The 15,211-nt window shown below is 62.8% G+C and carries 22 protein-coding genes and 1 tRNA gene; 13 read left to right on the top strand and 10 right to left on the bottom strand.

All coding sequences use genetic code 11. The annotated features are described in order from the left end of the window. From egtB to H2040_RS05420, 3 genes are all read left to right on the top strand, one after another. A partial coding sequence (gene egtB / locus H2040_RS05410) for an ergothioneine biosynthesis protein EgtB (RefSeq protein WP_287155868.1) occupies positions 1-1,024 on the top strand: 1,024 nt, incomplete at its 5' end. A gap of 60 nt (positions 1,025-1,084) precedes the next feature. After that, complete coding sequence (locus tag H2040_RS05415) at positions 1,085-1,864, top strand: class II aldolase/adducin family protein (RefSeq protein WP_022697846.1); 780 nt, start codon at positions 1,085-1,087, stop codon at positions 1,862-1,864. Between the two features lie 203 nt (positions 1,865-2,067). After that, positions 2,068-2,649 carry a transporter gene (locus tag H2040_RS05420; protein WP_287155882.1) on the top strand — a complete coding sequence of 194 codons (582 nt, stop codon included), beginning with the start codon at positions 2,068-2,070 and terminating at the stop codon, positions 2,647-2,649. A gap of 5 nt (positions 2,650-2,654) precedes the next feature. Here the strand turns inward: H2040_RS05420 and H2040_RS05425 are convergent, their stop codons facing one another. The 4 genes from H2040_RS05425 to H2040_RS05440 form a co-directional block, all read right to left on the bottom strand. Beyond that, positions 2,655-3,869: an RtcB family protein gene (locus H2040_RS05425; RefSeq protein WP_287155883.1), complete on the bottom strand. Its 1,215-nt coding sequence runs from the start codon at positions 3,867-3,869 to the stop codon at positions 2,655-2,657. Between the two features lie 165 nt (positions 3,870-4,034). Continuing rightward, positions 4,035-4,110, bottom strand: a tRNA-Thr gene (locus tag H2040_RS05430). 147 nt (positions 4,111-4,257) lie between these two features. Further along, entirely contained in the window at positions 4,258-4,926 is a 669-nt protein-coding gene (locus H2040_RS05435; RefSeq protein ID WP_287155884.1) for a YiaD family glycine zipper/OmpA-like lipoprotein, read from the bottom strand. Between the two features lie 91 nt (positions 4,927-5,017). Then, positions 5,018-5,716: an extensin-like domain-containing protein gene (locus H2040_RS05440; RefSeq protein WP_287155885.1), complete on the bottom strand. Its 699-nt coding sequence runs from the start codon at positions 5,714-5,716 to the stop codon at positions 5,018-5,020. Positions 5,717-5,875: 159 nt separating this feature from the next. Here H2040_RS05440 and H2040_RS05445 point away from each other — a divergent pair, with 159 nt between their 5' ends. From H2040_RS05445 to H2040_RS05455, 3 genes are all read left to right on the top strand, one after another. Then, on the top strand, positions 5,876-6,787 hold the full coding sequence (locus H2040_RS05445) for a diacylglycerol/lipid kinase family protein (protein ID WP_287155886.1): 912 nt from the start codon (positions 5,876-5,878) through the stop codon (positions 6,785-6,787). Between the two features lie 2 nt (positions 6,788-6,789). Continuing rightward, positions 6,790-7,575, top strand: a complete 786-nt coding sequence (locus tag H2040_RS05450) for a metallophosphoesterase family protein (RefSeq protein ID WP_287155887.1) — start codon at positions 6,790-6,792, stop codon at positions 7,573-7,575. A gap of 68 nt (positions 7,576-7,643) precedes the next feature. Continuing rightward, a complete protein-coding gene (locus H2040_RS05455) occupies positions 7,644-8,336 on the top strand; it encodes a hypothetical protein (protein ID WP_287155888.1) in 693 nt (230 codons plus the stop codon). A 75-nt stretch (positions 8,337-8,411) separates the two neighbouring features. Here the strand turns inward: H2040_RS05455 and H2040_RS05460 are convergent, their stop codons facing one another. The 3 genes from H2040_RS05460 to H2040_RS05470 are packed head-to-tail and all read right to left on the bottom strand — an operon-like array spanning position 8,412 to position 9,469. Then, a complete protein-coding gene (locus tag H2040_RS05460; RefSeq protein WP_022697853.1) occupies positions 8,412-8,552 on the bottom strand; it encodes an entericidin A/B family lipoprotein in 141 nt (46 codons plus the stop codon). A gap of 52 nt (positions 8,553-8,604) precedes the next feature. After that, entirely contained in the window at positions 8,605-9,219 is a 615-nt protein-coding gene (locus H2040_RS05465) for a sigma-70 family RNA polymerase sigma factor (RefSeq protein WP_287155889.1), read from the bottom strand. A 46-nt stretch (positions 9,220-9,265) separates the two neighbouring features. Further along, positions 9,266-9,469, bottom strand: a complete 204-nt coding sequence (locus tag H2040_RS05470; protein WP_287155890.1) for a NepR family anti-sigma factor — start codon at positions 9,467-9,469, stop codon at positions 9,266-9,268. 202 nt (positions 9,470-9,671) lie between these two features. On the opposite strand from H2040_RS05470, the gene H2040_RS05475 reads away from it, so the two are divergent. The 5 genes from H2040_RS05475 (at position 9,672) to H2040_RS05495 (ending at position 12,260) form a co-directional block, all read left to right on the top strand. Beyond that, positions 9,672-10,463, top strand: coding sequence for a response regulator (locus tag H2040_RS05475; protein ID WP_022697856.1), 792 nt, complete (start codon positions 9,672-9,674; stop codon positions 10,461-10,463). Positions 10,464-10,561: 98 nt separating this feature from the next. Further along, a complete protein-coding gene (locus H2040_RS05480; RefSeq protein ID WP_287155891.1) occupies positions 10,562-10,846 on the top strand; it encodes an ElaB/YgaM/YqjD family protein in 285 nt (94 codons plus the stop codon). Further along, on the top strand, positions 10,843-11,217 hold the full coding sequence (locus H2040_RS05485; protein WP_022697858.1) for a hypothetical protein: 375 nt from the start codon (positions 10,843-10,845) through the stop codon (positions 11,215-11,217). Before H2040_RS05480 ends, H2040_RS05485 begins: the two co-directional genes overlap by 4 nt. Before the next feature lie 168 nt (positions 11,218-11,385). Next, a complete protein-coding gene (locus H2040_RS05490) occupies positions 11,386-12,021 on the top strand; it encodes a superoxide dismutase (protein WP_022697860.1) in 636 nt (211 codons plus the stop codon). Positions 12,022-12,086: 65 nt separating this feature from the next. After that, positions 12,087-12,260: a DUF1328 domain-containing protein gene (locus tag H2040_RS05495; RefSeq protein ID WP_022697861.1), complete on the top strand. Its 174-nt coding sequence runs from the start codon at positions 12,087-12,089 to the stop codon at positions 12,258-12,260. Here the strand turns inward: H2040_RS05495 and H2040_RS05500 are convergent. Then, positions 12,257-12,481: a hypothetical protein gene (locus tag H2040_RS05500; RefSeq protein ID WP_022697862.1), complete on the bottom strand. Its 225-nt coding sequence runs from the start codon at positions 12,479-12,481 to the stop codon at positions 12,257-12,259. The two genes, H2040_RS05495 and H2040_RS05500, sit on opposite strands and share 4 nt — an antisense overlap. A gap of 67 nt (positions 12,482-12,548) precedes the next feature. On the opposite strand from H2040_RS05500, the gene H2040_RS05505 reads away from it, so the two are divergent. Continuing rightward, on the top strand, positions 12,549-12,737 hold the full coding sequence (locus H2040_RS05505; protein WP_022697863.1) for a hypothetical protein: 189 nt from the start codon (positions 12,549-12,551) through the stop codon (positions 12,735-12,737). A 162-nt stretch (positions 12,738-12,899) separates the two neighbouring features. Here H2040_RS05505 and H2040_RS05510 read toward each other — a convergent pair whose 3' ends face one another. Next, a complete protein-coding gene (locus H2040_RS05510; RefSeq protein ID WP_287155892.1) occupies positions 12,900-13,844 on the bottom strand; it encodes a mechanosensitive ion channel family protein in 945 nt (314 codons plus the stop codon). A 104-nt stretch (positions 13,845-13,948) separates the two neighbouring features. Between H2040_RS05510 and H2040_RS05515 the strand changes: the two genes are divergently transcribed. Next, positions 13,949-14,398, top strand: coding sequence for a hypothetical protein (locus H2040_RS05515; protein ID WP_287155893.1), 450 nt, complete (start codon positions 13,949-13,951; stop codon positions 14,396-14,398). A 70-nt stretch (positions 14,399-14,468) separates the two neighbouring features. Here H2040_RS05515 and H2040_RS05520 read toward each other — a convergent pair whose 3' ends face one another. Beyond that, the gene (locus tag H2040_RS05520; protein ID WP_287155894.1) at positions 14,469-15,191 is read right to left on the bottom strand and encodes a superoxide dismutase family protein; all 723 of its coding nucleotides are present in this window, start codon (positions 15,189-15,191) and stop codon (positions 14,469-14,471) included. Positions 15,192-15,211 lie beyond the last annotated feature (20 nt).

Here is a 15,211-nt window from a genome sequence, read left to right on the forward strand (position 1 = left end):
GTTCAATTCCTATTACGAGCAGGTCGGCGAGCGTCTGGCGCGCGACAAGCGCGGCATGATCAGCCGTCCGGCGCTGGACCGGGTGCGCGACTATCGCCGCCATGTCGACGACGCGCTGGACCGTTACCTGTCGCGCGCGTCCAGCGCCGATTTCGCCAAGGTGGCCGGGATTATCGAGCTGGGCATGGCGCATGAACAGCAGCATCAGGAATTGATGCTGATGGATATAAAGCACGTCCTCTCCCGCAATCCGCTGGCCCCGGCGGCCTATCCGAAGAAGCTCGCCGCGGCGGGCGAGGCGGGGCCGATGGGATGGATCGGACATGAGGGCGGCCTGATCGAATCCGGCGCCGGCGCCAGCGGGTTTTCCTTCGACAATGAACAACCCCGCCACAAGGAATGGCTGGAGCCGTTCGAAATGGCCGACCGTCCGGTCACCAACGCCGACTTCGCCGAATTCATCGCCGATGGCGGCTACGACACCGCGACCCTCTGGCTGGCCGATGGCTGGGCCTGGGTAAACGAGACCGGGGCAAAGGCGCCCATGTACTGGCGGGAAGACGGCGTCTTTACCCTGCACGGGCTGGAGACGCAGGACCCGGACGCGCCGGTCTGCCACCTGACCTATTTCGAGGCCGAAGCCTATGCCGAATGGGCGGGCGCCAACCTGCCGACCGAGGCGCAGTGGGAGGCCGCGGCCGAAGGCTTCGATCCCGTGAACGGCGATTACATGACGCCGGGCCAGTCCGCCCATCCCCGCCCGGTGGAAGCGGGGCAGGGGCTGCGCGCGCTGTCCGGCGGGGTGTGGGAATGGACCCGCAGCGCCTATTCCGCCTATCCCGGCTTCGAGCCGTTCGAGGGCGCGGCGGGCGAGTACAACGGCAAGTTCATGTGCGGGCAGTACGTGATGCGCGGCGGCTGCTGCGCCACGCCGGCCGGCCATGCGCGGCGCACCTATCGCAATTTCTTCTATCCCCACATGTCGTGGCAGTTCGGCGGGCTTCGCCTGGCGCGTTACGTTTGACGGCCCGCGTCCCGGCGCGCATTCTTGGCGCAAATCCTAGAAGGGATAGGGAGATGAGAGATGGCGCTCGCCGCTGAGAACGACGAAACACCGGTACGCGAACAGGTCAGCGAAGAGGAATGGAAGGCGCGGGTGGACCTCGCCGCTCTTTACCGGCTGGTGCGGATGCATGGCTGGGATGATCTGTTCTTCACCCATATTTCCATGCGCGTGCCGGGGCCGGAGGAGCATTTCCTGCTCAACCCGTTCGGCCTGCTTTATGAGGACGTGACGGCCTCCAACCTCGTGAAGGTGGACCTGGAGGGCAATGTCCTGCCGCCCTCGAAATACGGCATCAACCCTGCCGGTTTCACCATCCACTCTGCGATCCATGCGGCGCGCGAGGACGTGCATGTCGCCCTGCATTTGCACAGCGATGCGGGCGTGGCCGTGGCCGCGCAGAAGGACGGCCTGCTGCCGATTTCCCAGCTCGCCATGAACATCATGAGCGATGTCAGCTACCACGATTATGAGGGGCTGGCGCTGGTCGAGGACGAGAAGGCGCGTCTGGTCGCCGATCTCGGCGAAAAGAACACCATGATCCTGCGCAATCACGGCACGCTGTCGGTCGGCTCGCATCCATTCCAGGCGTATTTGCGCATCTATATCCTGGAGCGCGCCTGCAAGATCCAGACGATGGCCCAGTCCGGCGGGGCCGAGCTGGTCCAGTGGGACAAGGGGATGCAGGACAAGGTCTTCAAACAGGGCGAGGAAGGCATCCTCAACGAGTTCTTCCTGGAGATCGCCTGGGCGGCGCTTCTGGACCGCGTGAGGCGGGAATCGCCGGGCTTCGACGTCTAGCCCCTGCATTTGCAGGACTGGCTCTGATTGCGGCGGCTCCGGCCGCCGCAAACGCGTCGGCGTGGAATTTTAAGAAGGGCGAGGGCCAGCTGATTCTGACCCAGCTCTATGATTACGCCGATCGGTCGTTCGACCCTGACGGCGACGCGGTCTATCCGGTCGATTTTGAAAAACACGAGCTTTCGCTATTTGGCGAGTTCGGCTTGACGGACAACCTGACCGCCGTGACGCGGCTGGCGCTGCAGGATGTCTATCTGGAAATCGAAAGCGGGCGGGATGCGGCGCGCGGCCTGGCGGCCAGCGAGGTGGGCCTGCGCCATGCGCTATGGCGGAACGACCAGACCGTGGTTTCAGCACAAGCGACCGTCATCCTGCCGGGCGGGGGCGAGAACGTCACCGACATCTTTTTCGGCGCAGGCGAAACCGATTACGAGGCGCGGCTTCTGGCCGGCCATTCGTTCAAGTGGCGAGGCCGTGACGGCTTCATAGATGCGCAGGCCGGCTATCGCTGGCGCGGCGGCGATTTCGGGAACGAGCAGCGGCTGGATCTGACGCTGGGCTACAACATCACCGACAAGCTCACTGCGATGGGGCAGGGCTTCTTCCTGGCCAGCGACAAGTCGAAGGGCCTCAACCGCGACTATATGAGCGCCCGCGGCCAGCTCAGCGCCGTCTACTGGCTCACAGACCGCCGCGCGGTCCAGCTCGGCGGGCTGGCGACGCTCGCGGGCGAAAACATCATCCGCGAACGCGCCATCTTCGCCGCCTACTGGATCCGGTTTTAGACGGTCTAGCCCTTCACATTCACGATCTGGCGCAGCGTATGCCGAACGCTCACAAGCGGTTCCTGCGCGGCGATCACCGCGTCGATATTCTTGTAAGCCGCCGGACTCTCGTCGATCACGTCGGCGTCTTTCCTGCACTCGATGCCTTCAGTCGCCTTCAGGTGATCTTCCAGCGAGATCGTCTTTTTGGCTTTGCCGCGCGACATCGTCCGCCCCGCGCCATGGGAGCATGAGCAGAAGGAATCCGCGTTGCCTTTGCCTTCCACGATATAGGAACGCGCGCCCATCGAGCCGGGAATGATGCCCAGATCACCCTGGCGCGCACGCACGGCGCCCTTGCGCGTGACCCAGACATTTGCCCCGAAGTGGTTCTCGCGTTCCACATAATTGTGGTGGCAATTGATGGCCTCCTCGGTGACGGAAAACGCCGGCAGGGTCTCCGCCATGGCGTCCAGCACCCCCTGCAACATCGCTTCCCGATTTGACGCGGCGTAATCCTGCGCCCAGCCGACCGCCTCCACGTAATCGTCGAACATCTCTGTATGCTCCACGAAATAGGAGAGGTCCTTGTCGGCCAGATAGTCACCGATGAAATAACGCTCCATCTCGTCCTTGGCGCGCTGGATGAAATAGGAGCCGAGCTTGTTGCCCGGTCCGCGCGAGCCAGAGTGCAGCATTACCCAAACCTGATCGGCCTCATCCAGACAAATCTCGATGAAGTGATTGCCGGTTCCAAGCGTTCCCAGATGTTGCGCCGTGGCGCCGTGCCCGGCTTTGGGGTGCTTGTCGAGAATGCGCTGATAGCGGTCTTCCAGCCGTTTCCATGCGCCTTTCTGGCGTTCCGGCGGATCATTCCAGGAACCCTTGTCGCGAGACGGATCGCCATGATGGGTCCGCCCGTGCGGGATCGCGCCCTCGATCGCCGCGCGCACCGGCGCAAGCGTGTCCGGCAGACTGTTGCTGTCCAGCGTGGTGCGGACCGCAATCATGCCGCAGCCGATATCCACGCCCACGGCGGCCGGCACGATAGCGCCGCGGGTTGGAATGACTGAGCCCACAGTGGCGCCCATGCCCCAGTGAACGTCGGGCATGACGGCGAGATGGTTATGGATAAACGGCAGGGTCGCGACGTTGCGGAGTTGTTGCATCGCCTCGTTTTCGACCTGGACGCCATCCGTCCACATCTTGATGCCCGCGCGGTCTCCCTGAACGTATTCCATAATTCCAACTCTCCTTTCTCATGCGCGCCTCTAGCACGGTCCGGAAAACCTCTCCACAAGGCGCGAAACGCCAGTTTTTTCCAATCGGCGCGTGGAAAGGCTGCAAATTCTATTGTTGTGGAAACCTCTGGCCGAGGCCGGGCGTCTAGATCCCTGAAAGGGAAATGGTGCCGGCTGCAGGAATCGAACCCGCGACCTTCGGTTTACAAAACCGCTGCTCTACCATCTGAGCTAAGCCGGCCCCTGGTGGGCGATCCGCATGGAAAGCGGAACACGCCACCCCCTATATCGGCAAGACAGCGCGACAAAAAGAGACAAGGGCTGCCTTCAAATGAAAAAGGCGCGGCGATGACCGCCGCGCCTTTCCCGTGCCGGTCTTTACGCCGTTTTACGACGTGGTGATCGGACGAAGGACGACTTCGACGCGGCGGTTGCGCGCGCGGCCTTCCTCGGTCTCGTTGGAGGCGACGGGCTGGGTCTCGCCCTGTCCCTCGATATAGATGCGCTCGGCCATCACGTTCTGGCGGACGAGATAAGCGGCGACGGATTCGGCGCGGCGCTCGGACAGGCCCTGATTATAGGAATCCGAACCCACCGAGTCGGTGTGGCCGACAACGCCGATGGTCGTCTGCGGATATTGGTCCAGCGTGCGCGAAAGGTCGTTCAGAACCGGATAGAATTGCGGTTCGATTTCCGCCTTGTCGAAGGCGAACGTGATGTCGCCCGGCATGTTCAGGACGATATCGTCGCCGCGGCGGTCAACCTCGACCCCCGTGCCGGCGAGCTCACGCTCCAGCTGGGCCTGCTGGCGGTCCATGTAATTGCCGACCGCCGCGCCGGCCAGCGCGCCAACGCCCGCGCCGATGGCCGCGTTAGTCGCGCCTTCGGAGCTGTCATTGGTGTTGGTCAGATAACCCAGAACCGCGCCAAGCCCCGCGCCGGCGAGAGCGCCGGTGGCGGTGTTGTTGCGCGTCTGTTGGCCCGTGTATGGGCTGGTCGTGGTGCAGGCGGCGGTCAGGACCGCAGCGGAGCCAAGAGCGAGTAGCTTGAATTTCACAGCAAACCTCCTTGAAGGATTATTCGGGTTGGGCGTTTGTCCCCTGCGCCTTGAACGAATGGATCGCACGCCGGTTCCTTGAACAAACCGATCACCGGCAAAAGTCGTACGGACCCATGTCGAGATGAAAATGGTCCTCATGAGCCTTGTTATAGTCCGGGCTGATGACGCCCTGGAAAAGATCGCATGACCCTTTTCTGATCTCGCGCAGGAATTCAGCGTCGTCATCTTCGCCGGTCCAGTCTGAACGCAGGCTGACTGTGCGCCCGTCCTCAAGGCGGAATTCGGCGACATCGATGGCGTTGGCGCTGGCGTGTTCGCTGATCGATCCGTTGGGCCGACCATAAACCCGGCGGCAGGCATAGGTTCCGTAATGTCCGATGCGGGAAACTTTCTGGCCGTATATTTCCTGCGCGGCCGCCTGAACCACGTCGCGCTCCCACAGGAAAAGCGTGGCGGCCAGCGGGCAGCGCGCGACCACCGCGGCGGAATAGGGCGTGATCGATTTCTCGATTTCGACGCCGTCGTCATAGCCGCAGAAATCACCGCTTTCGACCGGGGGCAGGGGTGAAAATTCCATGCCGGCGTCTTCCAGAAGCGCATAACAGGCGTCCGGGTTGCGGGAGAGGGCGTCCAGCTTCATTTCCGTAAACGCGCCGACGGGGTCGTTCAGATCCAGCTTGGTCCACGGCAGGTCTTCGTCCGGCAGCGTCACGACGAAGCCGACGGCGAGCACGAACCCGCAGGCAAGCGCCAGGAGCGCCACGGTTATTCTGACATATCGCATCATGAAGGCAGGGGAACTCCTTTAGTATGCGCGCGTTCCGGATTTCCGACCGCGCAGCCCGTTCAAGGCCGCCTGAAAAACCGGCCGGATACGCTATATAGGTAGCGACCCGCCTTGTTTTCGCCTCAGAAAGGAAAGACCGCCCTGACCCGATCAGAAACAGTGACAGCCCCGGACGCGGGCAAGACGCAGTTTGCCGCCGTGGTGAACCGCGCGTCCGGCTATGTCGGCGAAAAAAGCCCCGCCCATGTTCAGGCGATGCTGGAAAACGCGGCCCATTCCCGGCTTTGCGACCTCAAATTCCTTGACCCGGACGATATTCTCGAAGGCCTGAAGGACGCGTTCGAAGGGCCGTGCGGGGGCGTTATCGTTCTGGGCGGCGACGGTACGGCGCGCTGCGCCGCCGAATTTGCGATGAAGCACGACAAGCCCCTGATCCCTTTGCCGGGGGGCACGATGAACCTGCTTCCGCGCAAGCTGTACGGCGAACGCGGACCGGCGGACGCGTTGCGCGCCGCGCTGGATGGCCAGCGCGCGCTGATCGACGCCGGCCAGGCGGATGACCGTCTGTTCTTCCTGTCCGCCGCTTTCGGCTTCGCGCCTGACATGACCCGCGCGCGGGAGGCGTTTCGCGGGCAGACGGGGCTGGACGCCTTGCCGCGCGTGCTGTCCTTCGCGCGCCGCGCCCTGGCGGACGCCTTTCATATGAATGTGTTGTTCGGCGTCGATGGTGAGGAACCCGGCCGGGAGGCCGAGCTTCTTGTCGTGGCGCTGGGCGGCCTGTCCCACCTGATGGAGTTGAAGGTGGATGAGGATGTCGGCCGCAAATTCGAATGTATCGCGTCCGACGTGCATGATCTGGGCGAGGCGGCGCGGCTGGGCTTCAACGCCCTGACCCAGCGCTGGCGGGAAGACCCGGGCGTTGCGATCGACTGCACCGACCAGGTGCGCGTAAAACTGAAGGAAGAGGATCCCTATGGCGTTCTGGATGGCGAGCCGATGAAGCTGAAATGCGAATTCGACGTGCGCTATCTGAAGGACGCGATCCCGGTTCTGGCACCGGCGAAAGCCTGATCATGGCGACCATCGTACAAATATCTGACCTGCATTTCGGTTCTGAAGACCCGGCGCTTGTCGAGGCGTTGAGCGAGAGCATCGCCGAGATTTCACCGGACGCGGTGGCGGTATGCGGCGACCTGACCCAGAAGGGCAAGCGCCGCGAATTCCTGGCCGCGGCGGAGTTTTTGGCCGCCCTGGACGCGCCGGTGGTCATTGCCGAGGGCAATCACGACACGCCGTTCTGGAATATGTTTGCCCGCATGACCGCGCCATTCGCGCGCTTTCGCAAGCGGCTGGCGCGGGCGCGCACCGAAGCCTTCCTTGATGACCGGCTGGTCATGCACACGCTGAACACCGCGCGCGGTGTTCAGGCGCGTCCGGACTGGTCGCTGGGTTCGGTGCGGCTGCGCGAGGCCCAGGAGGTCATCGACCAGCTCAATCAGGGGCACAAGAACGCCGCCAAGGCGGTGGTCTGTCACCATCCCCTGATCACCCCGCGCAATGCGCCGTTTCCGGCCCGCACTAGGCGCGGCGAGGCGGCGGCCCGGATACTGGCGGAGGGCGGGGTCGACCTGGTCCTGACCGGCCATCTGCATGTGGAGTTCGCGGAGCGGTTTCCGTTTCATGACATGACCAGCTGGGCGGTTGGCGCGGGCACGGCGCTGTCCACCCGCACGCGCGGCGTTCCCGCCGGTTTCAACGCCATTCGCGTAACGCCCGAAGCCTTTGAGCTGACCGTCTATCATTCGGTCGGCGCGGCCTTCGAGGCGGTGCGTGACGAAAAATTGGCGCGCCGCCCCTAAAGGAACACATTTCGTGATCCCGCGTTGATAGAGCGAGCATACAAGTCGCTAATTCGCTGGGGCACACAATGAAATACAAGTATATAGCCTTGGCTGGCGCCGCCGCGCTGATAGCCGCCGGCGCGCCCGCTCACATCAACCAGACTTCTACTGACGCGATCGCCGATCATACCTTCGATTTCTCGTCCGCGCGCTTTGCGCCGGCCGCACAGATTGAAGTTTCGCGGCTCCTGAGCGCCGACGTTACGTCCTCGGACAGTTTCGGCCATGGCCGGATTCATCATCTCAGCTTTGATGACCGTGGCACGCCTGAATGGGTCTGGCTGGAATTTGGCGACTATCTGAACAACTGGACCGTGCGCGCGCCGGTTTCGGACCTTTATTATGATCGCCAGACGGGCGAGGTGATCACCCGTCCCGAGCTTTCCGACCTGAAAGAGCGCGCCCGGATGGACCGCGAAGCCAAGCCTGAAACGGCGACCCGCCTGTCCGCCGAATTCATGCCGCCCGCGCGTCTGATGGGCGTTCGCGTGCTGAATGCGCAAGGCGACGCCTATGGCCGGGTTCACAGCGTGGAAGTGGCGGAAGACGGCGCTGTAGAAAGCATCCGTATCGAGAGCGGATTTGGCCTTCTGGGGCTGAAACAGCACGTGGTGAGCGTTCCGGCGGACAAGATCAATTATCTGCCGATCATGGAAAAGGCCGTGATCGAAGGCCCGGCGGCGCCGCAATTTGCCGCCGCCATTCCGGACACGGCCTGATCGCCACTGCAGTCACGTATAAAAAAAAGCCCGGGGCGTTCGCCCCGGGCTTTTTCATGAGATTGAGCGGTGATCTTACTTGGAAGATTCCGCGGCATCCTCGACGGAGTCGCCAGCGGACTCGACGTCTTCGCCAGCGCCGGCGATCGTGTTGCAAGCGGAAATGCCAGCGACCATCAGAAGCGCGGCAAAGGCGGTGATAAAGCGTTTATACATCGGAGAGTCCTTTCGTTACTCGATGCGGCTTGGTGATACGGGCAGTAAATGCTCAGGCGGACTTTTTGTTCGCCGAAGTTCCAGATTTTTTTCCGCGCCGCGCCAAAGTATCGGCTTCTGAAAGAATGCTGTTCATCGCATCCGAGGCTCCGCTTGACTTGTCGCCCTTGCGGGCCGCGCCGGAGCGGTCGTTCATCATCTCTTCCAGAGCCTTGCGCGCGCGGTTCACGCGGCTCTTGATCGTGCCGACGGCGCAGTCGCAAATTTCAGCCGCTTCCTCGTAGGCGAACCCGCCGGCGCCGACCAGAACCAGCGCCTCGCGCTGTTCTTCGGGCAGGTGGTTCATGGCGCGGCGCAGATCTTCAAGATCCAGAACCGTGTCCTGGCCGGCGGGCGAGGTGAGGGTGCGTTCGGCCTTTTCCTCGTCCCAGGCGGCCTGGCGCCACGCGCGGCGTTTTTCGGAATAGAAGTGATTGCGCAGGATCATGAAGGTCCAGGCCTTCATGTTCGTGCCGGGCTCATAGCTGGACCGGGCGTTCCAGGCTTTGACCAGGGCTTCCTGCGCCAGATCGTCGGCGGCCTCGCGGTTGCCGGTCAGGCTGCGGCCGAAGGCTCGCAGATGCGGAATCTGCTGAACCAGCTCGTCCTTGAAGGCTGAGTCATCCATCGCGCCTTTTTCGGCGCGGGGTTTCTTGTCTGGTTTCTGACCCATTTTATGACTTGGACGCTGTTTTACGGTCGTCGATCTTTTCCAGAAGCGAGCGGAAGTCGTCCGGGACATCTTCATCGAGAACGTCATCATACATCTGACGCAAGCGGCGCCCGATCCCGCGCTGGCGGGACCGGGCTTCATTTGCAGAGACGTCGTGGTGTTCCGTGTCCGGCCCTTTATCAGGATCAGTCATCAAATCGGTCATATCGCTTTTGCTTGCGCCGCCATCGCCATGGCGAGCAGGGTTCATTCGGCGGTTAAAATGCGTGACTTGCCTAACAGTTCCGTCGAGTTGCAATAAAAATTGAACTTATTGCAGCCTCGCGCATTGTGTGGTCCGACGATCATCGCGCGGCGCCTTTGACGGCGCGGCGCATTCCAGCTTTTCTCAGGGGAGAATGCCAATCATGAGCATGGCCGAAAGTCTCGGACCGCACCTGCCATATCTGCGCCGCTACGCCCGCGCGCTGACCGGATCTCAGAAGAGCGGGGACGCCTATGTGCGCGCCTCGCTGGAAGCGCTTGTCGAAGGCGATCAGTCGCTGGAACAGGACCTGCCGCCCCGCGTGGCCCTGTACCGCCTGTTCCACGCCATCTGGATCAGCGCCAATGACGACAGCCAGCCGACCCCGTCCGAACTGGAGGAATCTCCGGAAGACCGGCTGATGAGCCTTGCCCCGCGCAGCCGTCAGGCGCTGCTGCTGACCTCGATGGAAGGCTTCACCACGCGGGAGACCGCGCGGATCCTCGATGTCGAGGAAGCCGAGGTGGACCGCATGATCGCCAAGGCGCAGGCCGAGATTGAGGCCGAACTGGCGACCAATGTCCTGATTATCGAGGACGAGCCGGTGATCGCCATGGACATTGAGGGCCTGGTCAGCGAGCTGGGCCACAATATCACCGCCATTACCACGACGCGGGACGAGGCGGTTCAGGCCGCCAAGGACAACCCGCCGGGTCTGGTGCTGGCCGATATCCAGCTGGCGGACGGCTCCTCCGGCGTCGACGCCGTGAAAGCGATCCTGGGCGACATGGACGTGCCGGTAATCTTCATCACCGCTTATCCGGAACGCCTGTTGACGGGCGAGCGGCCGGAACCGGCCTTCCTGATCACCAAGCCGTTCCTGCCCCAGACGGTGAAAGCCGCCATTGGCCAGGCGCTGTTTTTCCATCCGCGCCGGCGCGACAAGGCCGCCTGATTTCTTTCCATTTCTTGGAACGGAAGCGCGCTTTCGCGGGTTATTCGCGTAAGCGCGCTTAACGGCGCGGATTTTTCACTCGAAGAGGTTTTTTCTCAATGGCAACGACCACCAAACAGACCGACGACAAATACGCGCTGAAGGAGGATATCGACGCCCTGCGCGGCGATCTCAGCCAGCTGATGAAGGACGTGAAAACCTTGGCCGAGCATGAAAGCAAGGAAGTCTCAAAGAAGGTCGGCGCCTGGAGCGAGGCGGCGCAAGACGAAGTCACCGCGCGCCGTCAGGATCTGGAAAGCCAGGTCCGGGAAAATCCGCTGGGCGCTCTGGCGACCGCGGCGGGCGTGGGCTTTCTGATGGCGCTCATTCTGGGTCGCAAGTGAACGCATTTATTCGCGTAGCGGCGGCCTATGTAATCGCCCTGATCTTTCTGGTCGGCGCGCTGGGATTTGCCGGCGCGTCCGCGACCATCTGGATCGGCGGCGAAATCGGCTATGGCTGGGCATCCCTGATTGTCGCCGGCGGCTTTCTGGCCGCTTGCGGTATCGCGGCCGCCTATGCCGCCTGGATGCGGGACCACAAGCCCGCAAAGACCAATCCGGTGGGCGGCACCGCGCTGGCGCTGTTCGAAAAACATCCGTTCGGCGTCATCGCCGGGGCCGGTTTGCTGGCTTTCCTGATCGCGCGGCGTCCCTCGCTGCTGCTGCGCAGCGCCACGCTGGGCGCGACTTTGGCGCGATTGCTCAAGGATTAGACTTTTACCGCTCTAGTCGCCATGTCTTTCATGGCGTGACGCGACCGCTACGCCGCACCCTTTTTCTGGAACGCGGCGAAGCGGCCCGCGTTATGTCAGAGACCGCCGCGCAGCCCGCCCACAACCGGTTCACGCGGCACGAATACGAACCGACGGAGATTATCTCTTATGGCTTTTTCACTCCCGCCATTGCCCTTTGAAAAAACAGCGCTGGAGCCGGCAATTTCGGCCAACACGCTGAATTACCACTACGACAAGCATCACAACGCCTACATCACCAAAACCAATGACGCGATCAGCGGCACGGGCCTGGAAGGCAAGCCGCTGGAAGAGGTCGTGCGGACCGCGCGCCAGGAAGGCAAGCAGGGGCTGATCAACAATGCCTCGCAGGCCTGGAACCACACTTTCTACTGGAATTCCCTGACCGGCGGCTCCCCGCAGCCCTCCGACGCGCTGAAGAGCGCGATCGACTCCGCGTTTGGCGGCATGGACGGCTTCAAGGAGAAGTTCAAATCAACCGGCGCGGGGCACTTTGCCTCCGGCTGGGTGTGGCTGGTCGCCAATCGCGACGGCGGTCTGGAAATCCGCGACACCCATGATGAGGGCGCGATCCTGCCGCAGGACGACTCGGTGCTTCCGATGCTGCTCTGCGATGTCTGGGAACACGCCTATTATCTCGACCGCCAGAACGATCGCGGCGCTTATCTGGACGCCGTGGTCAACCAGCTTCTCAACTGGGATCTGGCCAACAGCCAGTTCGAAGCCGCGCGCACCGGCGGCGAAGGCTGGAAACACCCGGAATAGAACCGGAATGAAGAAAGGGACGCGGCGCGCCGCGTCCCTTTTTCTTTTTTGGAAAGGAAAACAAAATGCTTGGTTGGGCTCTTCTGTTTCTCATTCTGGCGGTTGTCGCCGGTTATTTCGGCTTCTTCGCGGTCGCCGGCGCCGGTTTCATGATCGCCAAGATCCTGTTCTTTGTGTTCCTGATCCTTCTGGTGGTCAGCGGCATCGCCAGCGCGATCCGCGGGCGCCCGCCGGTCTAGCTTCCTTGACCCCCGGTCGGGTCGACCGGTTCCGGATCGGTCTCGATGCTGGACGGGGCAGGCTGGTTCTGCGGCTCGTCGGCATCGCCGCCGGCCCAGATCGAATACAGCCCCCACAGCGCGGCTGAGGCCAGCAGGGTGGAGACCACCAGAATAATGAAAATGTGGTCGCCTCTATGGCCTTGCCGGGCCGGCTGAGGGTCTTTTTCGAGATGGGGCATGAAATCCTCGCTTCAGGCAGCTTGAATAAAAACAGCGATATAGCGCCAAAATGAAAGGCGACGACCGATGAACGAAGACAACAAAGATTCTGTTCCGGGAAGGCCCGCCGGGCCGCGGACATTCCGCCTGATCGGCCTTGTCGTTCTGGCTGCGATGATCATCGTTCTTGGCATTTTTTACGGCACAGCCCCCCGCGAGGCGCCGCCGCAACAGGACGGGTCCGATACGCCGGCTGCAGAAACTTCGGAACCGTGATTTTTTTTCAGGAACCAAACCTGACAACTGGCGTTTTGTAGTTGTGATTGCACGCAGGGCGGACCGTCGTCCCTCCCCCTACCCCTGCCGGTTCGTCCACAGGCGTGCAATTACTGGCAAACAGATCGGCCGCCGCGCTCCCCCGCGGCGGCCTTTCACTGTCTAGCCCTCTTCCATCTTTCTCAGATTGTCCGGCGTATCCAGCGCCATGGGTTCGCGCTGCGACAGCGTGACCTGCGGGAAGGGGATTCCGATATCGGCCGCATCCAGTTCGCGCTTCACCGCAAACGCCACCTCGTCGAAGGAGGCGCGCTGGTCCTTGTTGGATGATCCGGCCCACCACAGCAGCTTGAAGTCGATGGAAGAGCCGCCGAACGCGATGCATTTCACTTCCGTGCCTTCGCTTTTCGAAATGCTCTCGCAGCTCTCCAGCGCCTTGTTCAGAGTGTCGGCGGCGGCGGGCAGGGAGGCGTCGTAATCCACGCCTACGACCAGTTCGGCGCGCCGGGTCTTGCGGTCGGTGCGCACCCAGACGGGATTGGTGAACAGCATGGCATTGGGAACGATGACCAGCTGCCCGTCCGGCTGGCGGATATGGGTCTCCCGAATCGTGACCGATTCAACCTTGCCCAGGACATCCTCGCACTCGATGAAATCGCCGATCCGCATTTCCTTGCGGAACAGGATCAGGATGCCGGCCAGGAAATTCTCGAACACGTCCTTGAACGCAAACCCGACCGCCAGAGAGCCCAGACCCAGCGCGGCCACCATCTGGCCGGGCGTAACGCTGGGAAAGACGATCACGATGGCGATGGCGATGCCCGCCACCCAGACAAAAATGCCCGTCAAATTTTTGAACAGGGTGACCAGCGCGGGCCGCAGCCGGGCTTTTTCCAGTCCCGCCCCGGCCGCGCGCCCGATCAGACCCGACACGATGGCGGTTATGATGAGGACAAGGATCGCCAGGCCGATCTGGGGCAGGCGTTCGATGAAACCGGCCACCATGCCGGTCAGCGTGTCGGTCAGCAATTGTACGGGATCCAGTCCGCCGCTTAGTTCCGCGCCGCGTTCAGCCGCGCTCTCCGCCGCCGTATCATCCTGAATCATTTGATTTTCCCGTTATCTGCTTTTGTCCATGAAAGCGGCAGCGGGCGCCGCCCGCAAGTTACGCCCTCTTTCCAGCGGGCGCGGCCCGCGGTTAGAACAGAATCATGCCTGCGCTCCTGAATGTTCTCGAACTGATCTATCTCGTCTCCGCCGCATTTCTAGCCGGGGGCGGCGGAATCCTGTTGTTCCTGACATTGGCCTCGGACCGGTCGCCCGATCCCTGGCTTGCCGCCAAGCCGATGTTCTCGGCCGCGCGCTGGGTCTGGACGCCCATGGCGTTGATCACGGTGATCAGCGGCGGCGTGCTGGCCTATTATGCGCCGCAGACCGCATCAAAGCTGTGGGTCGTGCTGGGCGAGCTGGCCTGGATTCTGGGTGCCGCGGCGCTGGGGACCGGGTTCCACCTGGCCATACGCGCCGCGCGGGAAGGGCGCCCGCCCGCATCCATCATCGCGGGCCGGCGGCATCGCGCCCGGCGCAACTGGATGTTCTGGATCGGCGGCGCGCTGACCGCCTTCGCCTATGGCGTCATGGCCATCCGCCTGACCTTCTAGCGCCGAATATGAAAAAGGGCGGCCCGGATGGACCGCCCTTTGACAAGGCATAATTGGCAACAAACCGCGTTTATTGCGCGTCAGTTTCCGCCGCGCCGGTGCGCACCGGCTTGCCGCGGATATTCACAGCCCCGTCGATGCCCTCAATGACGCCGCACGCGATTCGCGCGCCGGCCCCGCCAATGGGCTGGGTCGTGTGATCGTCCGGCGCTTCGTGAATGACCACGGCGGAACCGTCCGCATCCAGCAGCTTGGGCCGCTTGCCCATGTCGCCCTGCAGCAGGACGCGGGTGTTCAGCGTCTGGTCGGCGGTGCCGTCCGGGGCGACCATCAGATTGTGCAGGTCGCCGGCTTCCGGGCCCTCCGGGTTATCCATCCCGTGCTGGGCGGACTCCTTGCCGATATGACCGCCCGCGCTGGTGAAGTCATCAGCGGAGCAATCGCCGGTTTCGTGCAGATGAATGCCGTGTTCGCCAGCGGGCAGACCGGCGGCGACCACGCGCATCGTCAGGCGGCGGTCATCCCAGAAAAACTCGGCCTGGCCGGATGCGTCCGGCAGATCGCCGATGAACTGCAAATCCGCGCGCGCCACGGCCATGTCGCCCGCCAGCGCGGCTTCCTTGTTCGAGGCCGCGCTGGACCCCGCGTCATCGCCGCCCGGCGTGACGCCTTGTTCCTGTTGCCCGTCGGAGGCGTTTAGGTCCCCGTCGGACGCGTTGTCCTGCTGGTCCTGGCAGGCGGTAAGGGCGATTGCCGCCATGCCAGCTGAAAGAAGAAGAATTGAACGGCGCATATGAACTCCTGAAGTCCTGT

Origin of the sequence: Euryhalocaulis sp. (assembly GCF_013911995.1) — a bacterium.
GTDB classification, from domain to species: domain Bacteria; phylum Pseudomonadota; class Alphaproteobacteria; order Caulobacterales; family Maricaulaceae; genus Euryhalocaulis; species Euryhalocaulis caribicus.

What these genes read in the sequence shown, in the direction of transcription:
- H2040_RS05505 (WP_022697863.1), top strand. Translation starts at nt 12,549, where the DNA reads ATGAACGAAGACAACAAAGATTCTGTTCCGGGAAGGCCCGCCGGGCCG.
- H2040_RS05425 (WP_287155883.1), bottom strand. Translation starts at nt 3,869, where the DNA reads ATGGAATACGTTCAGGGAGACCGCGCGGGCATCAAGATGTGGACGGAT.
- H2040_RS05415 (WP_022697846.1), top strand. Translation starts at nt 1,085, where the DNA reads ATGGCGCTCGCCGCTGAGAACGACGAAACACCGGTACGCGAACAGGTC.
- H2040_RS05495 (WP_022697861.1), top strand. Translation starts at nt 12,087, where the DNA reads ATGCTTGGTTGGGCTCTTCTGTTTCTCATTCTGGCGGTTGTCGCCGGT.
- H2040_RS05475 (WP_022697856.1), top strand. Translation starts at nt 9,672, where the DNA reads ATGAGCATGGCCGAAAGTCTCGGACCGCACCTGCCATATCTGCGCCGC.
- H2040_RS05480 (WP_287155891.1), top strand. Translation starts at nt 10,562, where the DNA reads ATGGCAACGACCACCAAACAGACCGACGACAAATACGCGCTGAAGGAG.
- H2040_RS05440 (WP_287155885.1), bottom strand. Translation starts at nt 5,716, where the DNA reads ATGATGCGATATGTCAGAATAACCGTGGCGCTCCTGGCGCTTGCCTGC.
- H2040_RS05455 (WP_287155888.1), top strand. Translation starts at nt 7,644, where the DNA reads ATGAAATACAAGTATATAGCCTTGGCTGGCGCCGCCGCGCTGATAGCC.
- H2040_RS05510 (WP_287155892.1), bottom strand. Translation starts at nt 13,844, where the DNA reads ATGATTCAGGATGATACGGCGGCGGAGAGCGCGGCTGAACGCGGCGCG.
- H2040_RS05515 (WP_287155893.1), top strand. Translation starts at nt 13,949, where the DNA reads ATGCCTGCGCTCCTGAATGTTCTCGAACTGATCTATCTCGTCTCCGCC.
- H2040_RS05520 (WP_287155894.1), bottom strand. Translation starts at nt 15,191, where the DNA reads ATGCGCCGTTCAATTCTTCTTCTTTCAGCTGGCATGGCGGCAATCGCC.
- H2040_RS05500 (WP_022697862.1), bottom strand. Translation starts at nt 12,481, where the DNA reads ATGCCCCATCTCGAAAAAGACCCTCAGCCGGCCCGGCAAGGCCATAGA.
- H2040_RS05465 (WP_287155889.1), bottom strand. Translation starts at nt 9,219, where the DNA reads ATGGATGACTCAGCCTTCAAGGACGAGCTGGTTCAGCAGATTCCGCAT.
- H2040_RS05490 (WP_022697860.1), top strand. Translation starts at nt 11,386, where the DNA reads ATGGCTTTTTCACTCCCGCCATTGCCCTTTGAAAAAACAGCGCTGGAG.
- H2040_RS05450 (WP_287155887.1), top strand. Translation starts at nt 6,790, where the DNA reads ATGGCGACCATCGTACAAATATCTGACCTGCATTTCGGTTCTGAAGAC.
- H2040_RS05460 (WP_022697853.1), bottom strand. Translation starts at nt 8,552, where the DNA reads ATGTATAAACGCTTTATCACCGCCTTTGCCGCGCTTCTGATGGTCGCT.
- H2040_RS05470 (WP_287155890.1), bottom strand. Translation starts at nt 9,469, where the DNA reads ATGACCGATTTGATGACTGATCCTGATAAAGGGCCGGACACGGAACAC.